The sequence below is a fragment of the Bradyrhizobium sp. SZCCHNRI3052 genome (assembly GCF_032484895.1).
Taxonomy (GTDB): Bacteria; Pseudomonadota; Alphaproteobacteria; order Rhizobiales; family Xanthobacteraceae; genus Bradyrhizobium.
In genome coordinates, this window is sequence record NZ_JAUETW010000003.1 from 680,049 (window position 1) to 688,916 (window position 8,868).

The following is an 8,868-nucleotide window of genomic DNA, read 5'->3' on the forward strand; positions in this document are numbered from 1 at the left end:
CGTTCGCGCCAACGCCCGTGCGCCTCATGCGCGCGGGCGTTTCGTCATTTTGACATCAAGCCGAGCCGGCTCGCGCCGATATAGAGCGCGAGCACGGCGGCATTGGAGACGTTGAGGCTCTTGATCGCGCCGGGCATGTCGAGCCGCGCCACGACGCTGCAGGTCTCGCGCGTCAATTGCCGCAGGCCCTTGCCCTCGGCGCCCAGCACCAGTGCGAGCGGCTCGCGCAAGGCGACCGCCGCGATGTCCTCCTCGCCCGCGCTGTCCAGCCCCACCGTCTGAAAGCCGCGCTCGTTCAGCCGCGTCAGCGCGCGTGCGAGGTTCTGCACCGTGATGATCGGCACCAGCTCCAGGGCGCCCGATGCGGACTTGGCCAGTACACCGGTGGCCTCCGGACTGTGGCGGGCGGTGGTCACGATTGCCTTTACGCCGAACGCCGCTGCCGAGCGCAAGATTGCGCCGACATTGTGCGGGTCGGTGATCTGGTCGAGCACCAGGATCAGTCCCTCGGCCGCGAGCGTGTCGATGTCCGGCGAGGGCAGGGGCTCGGCCTCCGCCAACAGGCCCTGGTGCACGGCGTCCGGACCGAGCCGCTGGTCGATCTGGCTGGGGCGCACGATCTCGGGCGTCACCCGCGTCTCGATCCGCTCGTCGGCAAGCCGCCTGGCGGCGTTCTCGGTCAGGTAAAGCTTGCGAATCCGCCGCTTCGGATTGGCGAGCGCCAGGGTCACGGTGTGCCAGCCATAGAGAATGACGGGGGCATCCGAGTCCTGGTCGCGCTCCCGCCACGGCTGGGGGCGCTCGAATCCGCGCGGTTTGCCGGAGAATTTACCGCCCGGACGGCGAAAAGGGGGCTTTCGATCGCGTTCGCTCATGGCCCGAGCTTCTGTCACGGCCTGCGGATTCTGGCAATTTGGCACCGCTGAGACGGGAAAATTCGTCGTCCCTTGGTTGACTTCGAGGGCCGGGTTCGATCATAAGGGCCCCGGCCGCGCGCGCCCGCTCCTTCGGGCCCCGCGGTCTTACCGTCTCCATGGCGCTGATGGTCCCGACGCTGCTGTTCCGCGGCCGGCCCGAATTGCCATCGATACGGGGGAGTGTCCCGAGTGGCAAAGGGAGCTGACTGTAAATCAGCCGCCTCATGGCTTCGCAGGTTCGAGTCCTGCCTCCCCCACCATTCACTGCCTCTCAGCTCCACGAGATTTTTCGAGGACAATGGACCCCATTGGCCATTGCTTCCCTGCAGACTATGCGTCGAAATATATGGGTCGCATCTGGGTCTGCCGGCCGGTCGTGATCTTCATTGGATCCTTCGTTGTTCGCGATCCCTGGGCGGCGATCGCTCACGGCTGTCGTGACGACGCGCCAGAACCCAGGCTTCCGACATCTGCGGGGCCGACGTGGCAATGGCGGGCGACTGATCGCCTGTTGCCGTTCCGCCGTCTCGGGTTGAGGGCCCCGGCTGCGACATCTCAGTTAATGCCGCGGAAGCGGTCCATATTGAAGATAAACACGAAAAACTCGACATTCTCTGACGCGAGATTTTTCTTTATGAAATAAATAGCTGACTTTAAATCACCGCCTCAGCCTCACGTCATCCCCACGACGTTGATTTCGCTTCAGATTTTGAAATCTTTGCCCTGAGGAATATGGCGGAGCGTAGCTATTCTGCCACAACCGGGCGGCTTTTCGCCGCAAATGTGGCGAGTCACATTGCGAGCCGATCTCGGGTTTGTTATCGGTTCCCTATGTTGAAGATCGTATATACACCCATTTTCATATGTGTTGTGGGAATGAGCTTTAGCCCGGCATTGGGCGCTGAGCCGTTCACCATCCAGGACGCCATCAACCAGGCGGTGAAGACCAATCCCGGTGTCGGAGAGGCCGCCGCCAATCGGCGGGCCACCGAAGCCGAGCTTCGCCAGTCCCAGGGGACGCTGCTGCCGCAGGTCCGGCTCGATGCGAGCGCCGGACCGGAGATGCTCAAGCAGTATGTCTCGCCGGCGCCGAGCAACAATGGCCGCTACCTGCGCGGCCGCGAGGCCGGCGTGGTGGTCCGTCAATTGCTGTTCGATGGCTTTTCCTCGATCAATGAAGTGTGGCGACAGGCCGCGCGGGTCGATGCCGCCGCGTACCGCGTGCTGGAGCGAACCGAACTGATTGGTCTCGATGCCGCCGAAGCCTATGTCGACGTGGTGCGCTACTCCAGGCTGGTCGCTCTGGCCGAGAAGAACCTCAAGGTTCATCTCGAACTGCGCAAGAACGTGCTGGCCCGTTTCCAGGGCGGCCGGGCCGGCGAGGGCGACACGCAGCAGGCCGAGGAACGGGTTGCGGCAGCGCAGGCCGTGCTCGAGGAATTCCGTCTCAGCCTCGAAGTGGCGCGCGCGAAGTACCGCAAGGTCGTCGGCGTCGAGCCTTATAACCTGCGTTTCCCCGGCCGGCTGTCCGACATGCCGCGGGACAAGGCGGAATCGCTCGACATCGCCTACAAGTTCAATCCGACCCTGCGCGCTGCCGCGGCGGATGTGACGGCCGCCAAGCGGGGATTCGATGCCACCACCGGCACCTTCCTGCCGACGCTTTCGCTCGAAGGCCGCGCGACGACCGGCAAGGAATCGATCACCTACAACAATCGTTACGACGAGGTCAGCGGCAAGGTCGTTGCATCCTGGGATATCTTCAACGGCGGCCAGAACAGCTGGCGCCGCGAAGAAGCCGCGCAGCGGATGATCCAGGAGCAGCAGAAGCATGCTCGTCTGCAGCGCGATGCGCTGGAGTCGATCGACAAGGCCTGGGCGGCCCGGATCATCACCGCCGATCGCGTCTCAGCTCTTGTCCGCGATGTCGAAGCGGCCCGCCGCACGTTCGTCGCCTACAACAAGGAGTATGAGCTCGGCCAGCGCACGCTGATCGATCTCTTGAACTCCCAGAACCAGTACTTCAACGCCAACGTGTCGCTGGTGTCGGCGCGCGGTGTGGTGGTGTTTGCCGACTATCAGCTGCTCGCCGCGATGGGCCAGATGCTGAACTACCTGAAGACCGGGCATCCGCCGGAGACCGAGCCGGTGGACACGCCGAGTGGCTTCATCGGCTACAGCCTGGCGCCCATTCGGCTGAGTGCGCCGGCGCCCGGACCGCAGCCGCTGAGCTCCGCCGGTCCGGTGCCGATGTTCGGCCTGCATGACGGTACGCCGAAGCATCCCGCGCCGATTACCTTTGGCGATCGGTGGGCCTCGAGCGATCCCGAGGATACGACGCTGTTCGTCGCGTCCGGAAAATACGGCGGATACGCTCAGAGCCCCAACGGGCACGCGCCGAAATAGGTGAGACTAACAAGAGCCGGTGCATGTCGCGCCGGCTTTTCACCATACGCATTTACTTTGCGCTGAGTTTGTCGCGAAACACCTATAAAAATCTCAGAAAAGCCAAGTGCGGGCCAAAGAATTAGGCTAAGGCAAATTATTAGCAAGAAGCAATGGGTGCCGGTCCGCGTTGCTCGGTGGGCCAGATGGATTTCCGAGGCGTCGTTGAACATTCGTCCGACAAGGTTCGAGCTCGAAGAGACGGCGCACGTGATGCCCCAGATGAGCGCAGCCGCACCAGCAGCTGATCCTCTCAGTGACAGTCTGCTTTACCTCGCTGCTCATCACGGCCGCGCCCTGAGCCGCAGCGCGCTGCTGTCCGGATTGCCGCTCGACAGCGGCGTGCTCAGCATCGCGCTCTACGAGCGCGCCGCGCAGCGGGCCGGGCTCGAGGCGCAACTGGTCGAACGGCCGCTGAGCGATATTCCCGCGCTGGTGCTGCCCTGCGTGCTGATGTTTCACGACGGCACCACGCGCATCCTGCTGACGATCGACGAGGCCGCCGGCCGTCTCACCATCGTCGATCCTTCGCGCCGCGAACAGCCGGCGATCGAGCGCTTCGAGGCGGTCGCGGCGCGGTATGTCGGCTTCGCCTATCTGGTGCGGCCCGCCACAATTGCCGATCCGCGCGTGGCGGCAGCCGGTGAAGTGCCGAAGACGCACTGGTTCTGGTCGGTGGTCAGCCGCTTCGGCGCCAATTACGGCCATGTCGCGATCGCCGCGTTCATCGTCAACATCCTGGCGCTGGCCGCGCCCCTGTTCACGATGAGCGTCTACGACCGCGTGATCCCGAACGGCGCGATCCCCTCGCTGGTCGCACTCGGCGTTGGCCTCATGTTGGCCATCGGATTCGACTTCCTGCTCAAGGTGGTGCGCAGCCGCATCATCGACATGACCGGAAAGAAGATCGACGTGGTGCTCGCCGCGAACATCTTCGAGCACGTGATGTCGCTGAAGATGGACAAGCGGCCGCCATCGGTCGGCATCCTCGCCAATCAGCTCCGCGACTTCGATTCGGTGCGCGAGTTCTTTACCTCCGGCACCGTGGTGTCGGCGACCGACATGCTGTTCGCGGTCGTGTTCATCATCGTGCTGTTCATCATCGCCGGTCCCATCGCCTGGATTCCGCTGCTGATGCTGCCGGTGATGATCGCCGTCGGGCTGCTGATCCAGCGGCCGCTCGAACGCGCGATGCGGCAGATGCAGGCGCAATCCGCCGCGCGTCACGGCATTCTCGTGGAATCGCTCAACGGGATGGAGACGGTCCGCGCGGTGGCCGGCGAGAGCCGGGTGCAGACGGTGTGGGAGCGTTCGGTGGCGGCGCAGGCGCGCTCCAGCGAGGACGTCCAGTTCTGGGCCTCGATGGCGATGACAGCGGCGAGCGTCGCGAGCCAGTTCTGCAGCCTGCTGCTGGTCGTCGTCGGCGTGTTCCTGATCCTCGACGGCAAGCTCTCGGTCGGCGCGCTGGTGGCGGCCAACATGCTGTCGGGTCGCGTGCTCGGTCCGATCGCAGGCATCGCCGGCCTGATGACGCGCTTCACCCAGACGACATCGGCGCTGCGCTCGATCGACCGGCTGATGTCGCTGGACCGTGAGCGTCCGCCGGAGAAGATCTACGTCGCGCGCGAGATCAACCAGGGCCGCATCCAGTTCAAGAACGTCAGCTTCTCCTATCCGGGAAGCCAGACCAAGGCGCTCGACAACGTCTCCTTCGACATCAAGCCCGGCGAGAAGATCGGCATCATCGGTCGCGTCGGCTCGGGCAAGACCACGGTCGGCCGCCTCGCCACTGCGTTCTATCCGCCGACCGAAGGCAGCATCCTGATCGATGGGATCGACATCCAGCAATACGACCCGGCCGATCTGCGCGCCGGCATCGGCTTCGTGCTGCAGGATACCGACCTGTTCTACGGCAAGCTGCGCGACAACATCACGCTCGGCCGTCCGGCGGCGACCGATGAGGAGGTGCTGGAGGCCGCGCGGCTCGCCGGCGTCGAGACCTTCATCGCCGGTCATCCGCAGGGCTACGAGATGATGATCGCCGAAGGCGGCCGCAGCCTGTCGGGCGGGCAGAAGCAGGCGATCGGGCTCGCGCGCGTCCTGATCCGCAAGCCGCGCGTGCTTTTCCTCGACGAGCCGACCGCACATTTCGACGTCCGCAGCGAGGGCGAATTCCTCGAGCGCCTGAAGTCTCTGGCCAAAGGCGAGATGTCCATCATCGTCTCGACCCACCGACCGTCGTTGTTGTCGCTGGTCGACCGCATCCTGGTATTCGACTCCGGCAAGATCGTCGCCGACGGGCCGACCGCGCAGATCCTCACCATGCTTCGTCCGCAGCAGCCCGCGGGGGCGCCGGCCGCGAGCCACGCGGTGAAGCCGGTCCAGGGGACGAGGTGACATGGCGCACAGCGATTTCGCGTTCTCCAACGACATTCGCGCTGCCGTCGAGCTGCGCACGCCGAAGACGGCGCGGATGCTGCTGCTCGCCTCGCTCGGCCTGTTCTTCACCTTCCTGATCTGGGCGCATTTTGCTGTGCTCGACGAGGTCAAGCGCGGCAACGGCAAGGTCGTGCCGTCGCGCCAGACCCAGGTGGTGCAGTCGCTGGAAGGCGGCATCATCGCCGACCTCCTGGTGCAGGAAGGCGCGATCGTCGAGAAGGATCAGCCGCTGGCGCGCATCGAGGACACCAATTTCGCCTCGCAGTTCGGCGAGATCCGCGAGCGCCGCGGCGCGATGGCGGCCCGGGTGATCCGGCTCGCGGCGGAGACCGAGGGCCGCAGCCCGGTCGAGTTTCCCGACGACCTCGTCGCCGACGCCCCGCGCGCGGTGCAGACCGAGCGCGCGGTGTTCGACGCCCATGCACGCAAGCTCGCGCAGGACATCGACGTCGTGCAGCAGCAGGAACAGCAGAAGAGCAAGGAGATCGACGAGCTCAGGGCCACCGAGAAGCGCTTCTCGGAGACGCTGGCGCTGCTCAATCGCGAGCTGGGACTGACGCGCAAGCTGTTCGACCAGAAGGTGGTGCCGGAGATCGAGATGCTGCGCGCCGACCGCCAGGCGACCGACATGCGCGGCCAGCTCGCGGTGGTGCAGGCGAGCATCGTGAAGACCGAGGCGGCGGTGCAGGAGGCGCGCTCGCGCCGGCTCAACATCGTCACCGCCTTCCGCGCGCAGGCCGAAGACGATCTCGCGAAATCCCGCGGTGATCTCGCCGTGCTCGACGAGAACATCAAGTCGGCCCAGGACCGGGTGCGACGCACCGAATTGCGCTCGCCGGTGCGCGGCATCGTCAACAAGCTCAACGTCACCACCATCGGCGCGGTGGTCGCGCCGGGCGCCAGCCTGATGGAGATCACGCCGCTCGACGATACGCTGCTGGTCGAGGGCCGCATCCGTCCGCAGGACATCGCCTTCATCCGTCCCAACCACGAGGCGGTGGTCAAGCTCAGCGCCTATGATTCATCTGTGTACGGCTCGTTGCACGGGCGCGTCGAGCGCATCAGTGCCGACACGATCACCGATGAGAAGGGCGACAAGAACGAGCGCGGCGAGACCTTCTATCGCGTGATGGTGCGCACCGAGAAGAACCATCTCGGCACCGCCCAGCAGCCGCTTCCGATCCTCCCAGGCATGGTCGCGACCGTGGAGATCCTGACGGGCAAGAAATCGGTGCTGGACTATCTCGTCAAGCCTGCCCGCATGCTGCGTGACGAGGCGCTGCGCGAGCGCTGAGCAGGCGTCCGCGCGAGCGCACCGAAACCCGGGTTCTCCACGAAAGCGCGTGTGACCCAGAATGCCGCTGCGCTCATCCGGGGCGCCCCGTGCGGCGGACAGCGTTGCCAAAATCTGAATCGTTCAAATGCGACGCGATTTGGTCGGCCGTGATTAGTCGCGTTCGCAGCTTGGCGGCGAACATCACCGCGGTTTAACCGGCCCGCAGCAGCGCCGGCCCTATCCCTGATCCGATAACAACCGGGACAGGGATCGACGCGATGACGTCGGCCGATGCCCCGGAGCATACGGGGCGTCACTGATGTTGCGGATCGATCGGCCGCGGGTTCTCCCGCGCGCGCTGGGACTTGCGCTTGTGTTGTCCGTCGTGGCCGGTTGTGCCGGCGCTGCGTTTGCCGAGACTTCAAATCGTAGATCTCCGCAAGGCACTGCGGATGGCGCGCTGCCGGTACCGCCGCCCGTCCGTTTCTTCACCATCAATGCCGTGCTTGCCAAGCATGACGGCCTGCGTCGCGCCGCCTCCGCTGCTGTGGAAGTCGCATCGACCGACCCGGCCGGGCCTGCGGGATCAGTCAGCGACGCTCCGCAGGGACCCGCGGTCGCGACTCCCAGCGACGAGCCGTTCGGCCTGATGACGTTCCGCGCACCCGAGGGTGTGCTGTGGGTGAAGTGGCGCGGCATTCAGGGCGCGATGGCGAGCGAGCGGATCTCGGTCGAACGTTGCAACCGCGATGACGCGCGCTGCTCGGCCTCGGAGCGCCTCTTCGTCGCGCTGACCCGGTCGGCGTCTGCGGCGAGCGACGGCCGAACGCGCGCGGAAATGATCAATCGCGGCGTCAACCAGGCGGTGCGCTACGTCAGCGACGATCAGCAACACGGCCTGCCGGACGTCTGGAGTTCGCCACTGCAGACCTTGCGCAGTGGACTCGGTGACTGCGAAGACTACGCGATTGCCAAATACGCGCTGCTGCTGGCGGCGGGGACGCCCGAATCGGATCTCAAGCTGCTGCTGGTCCGAGACCTCGCCGTGCGGCAGGATCACGCCGTCGTCGCCGTGCGGCTCGACGGCAAATGGTCCGTGCTCGACAACCGGCGGGCCGCTCTGATGGAAGGCCGCGATCTGCAGTCCTTCATGCCGTTGTTTGCCATCGATCACCGCGGCGTCAGCCTGTTCGCTGCGCCCTATGCCGAGCGGCTGCACCACGAAAGCGAGAGCGACGTCACGCCGGCGGCGGAGGCCGACATCGGCGGCGGCGGGAATCCGGGGCGGCCGCTGCTGCTCTGAATGTCGCAGGTGAACGGCTTGTAGCCGAGGTCATTTGCGGTCTTAATGCGCGCAGGGAAGCTGGCGAGCAGGGGGCCGCGGTGAATATCAAGCAAGTCATGGTTTGCGGGGCATTGGCCCTGTCGGCGATCGGTGGATTCATCGGCGGTGCACAGGCTCACGCGGTGATGCTGCCGGGCGCTGCGTTTTCGATCGCCTGCGAGAATGGCGGCAGCTACGTGCTGCGCTCTCGTCCCGTGCTCGCGCCGGGCGAGATCGTTACCGCGCAACTCTACCTCCATCCTCACCGTGCGATTCCGGTCCGTCTCGTCCCGATGGGCGACGGCTATCGCTATGCGGGCCGCGGCGTGTGGCTCGATGGCATCGGTGACCAGGCATTGTTGTATTTCCGCAAATACGAACCGGTGGCCTGCGTGGTCAGTCGCATCTGAGGCAATCTGCCGCGACTTCGACGCTCCTCAAGAATAGTTCCTGCCTTTCGCAAATAA

6 protein-coding genes and 1 tRNA gene are annotated in these 8,868 nt (G+C 65.3%); 6 read left to right on the forward strand and 1 reads right to left on the reverse strand.

Annotation, left to right across the window (positions count from 1 at the left end; translation table 11 throughout):
* Nucleotides 1–44 precede the first annotated feature (44 nt).
* Nucleotides 45–875: a 23S rRNA (guanosine(2251)-2'-O)-methyltransferase RlmB gene (rlmB, locus tag QW887_RS13590; RefSeq protein ID WP_315714637.1), complete on the reverse strand. Its 831-nt coding sequence runs from the start codon at nt 873–875 to the stop codon at nt 45–47.
* Between the two features lie 216 nt (nt 876–1,091).
* Between rlmB and QW887_RS13595 the strand changes: the two genes are divergently transcribed.
* The 6 genes from QW887_RS13595 (at nt 1,092) to QW887_RS13620 (ending at nt 8,811) form a co-directional block, all read left to right on the forward strand.
* Nucleotides 1,092–1,177: transfer RNA gene (locus QW887_RS13595), tRNA-Tyr, on the forward strand.
* A gap of 616 nt (nt 1,178–1,793) precedes the next feature.
* A complete protein-coding gene (locus tag QW887_RS13600) occupies nt 1,794–3,323 on the forward strand; it encodes a TolC family outer membrane protein (RefSeq protein ID WP_315729346.1) in 1,530 nt (509 codons plus the stop codon).
* Between the two features lie 252 nt (nt 3,324–3,575).
* Complete coding sequence (locus QW887_RS13605; RefSeq protein WP_316194611.1) at nt 3,576–5,759, forward strand: type I secretion system permease/ATPase; 2,184 nt, start codon at nt 3,576–3,578, stop codon at nt 5,757–5,759.
* A gap of 1 nt (nt 5,760) precedes the next feature.
* Complete coding sequence (locus tag QW887_RS13610; RefSeq protein WP_315749499.1) at nt 5,761–7,095, forward strand: HlyD family type I secretion periplasmic adaptor subunit; 1,335 nt, start codon at nt 5,761–5,763, stop codon at nt 7,093–7,095.
* 301 nt (nt 7,096–7,396) lie between these two features.
* Nucleotides 7,397–8,380: a transglutaminase-like cysteine peptidase gene (locus QW887_RS13615; RefSeq protein ID WP_316194612.1), complete on the forward strand. Its 984-nt coding sequence runs from the start codon at nt 7,397–7,399 to the stop codon at nt 8,378–8,380.
* 113 nt (nt 8,381–8,493) lie between these two features.
* The gene (locus QW887_RS13620; RefSeq protein WP_315714632.1) at nt 8,494–8,811 is read left to right on the forward strand and encodes a hypothetical protein; all 318 of its coding nucleotides are present in this window, start codon (nt 8,494–8,496) and stop codon (nt 8,809–8,811) included.
* The last annotated feature ends 57 nt before the right edge of the window (nt 8,812–8,868 follow it).

Bases quoted from the DNA above. Each gene is read 5' to 3' on its own strand.
- rlmB (WP_315714637.1), bottom strand. From the start codon at position 875: ATGAGCGAACGCGATCGAAAGCCCCCTTTTCGCCGTCCGGGCGGTAAA.
- QW887_RS13605 (WP_316194611.1), top strand. From the start codon at position 3,576: ATGCCCCAGATGAGCGCAGCCGCACCAGCAGCTGATCCTCTCAGTGAC.
- QW887_RS13600 (WP_315729346.1), top strand. From the start codon at position 1,794: ATGAGCTTTAGCCCGGCATTGGGCGCTGAGCCGTTCACCATCCAGGAC.
- QW887_RS13610 (WP_315749499.1), top strand. From the start codon at position 5,761: ATGGCGCACAGCGATTTCGCGTTCTCCAACGACATTCGCGCTGCCGTC.
- QW887_RS13615 (WP_316194612.1), top strand. From the start codon at position 7,397: ATGTTGCGGATCGATCGGCCGCGGGTTCTCCCGCGCGCGCTGGGACTT.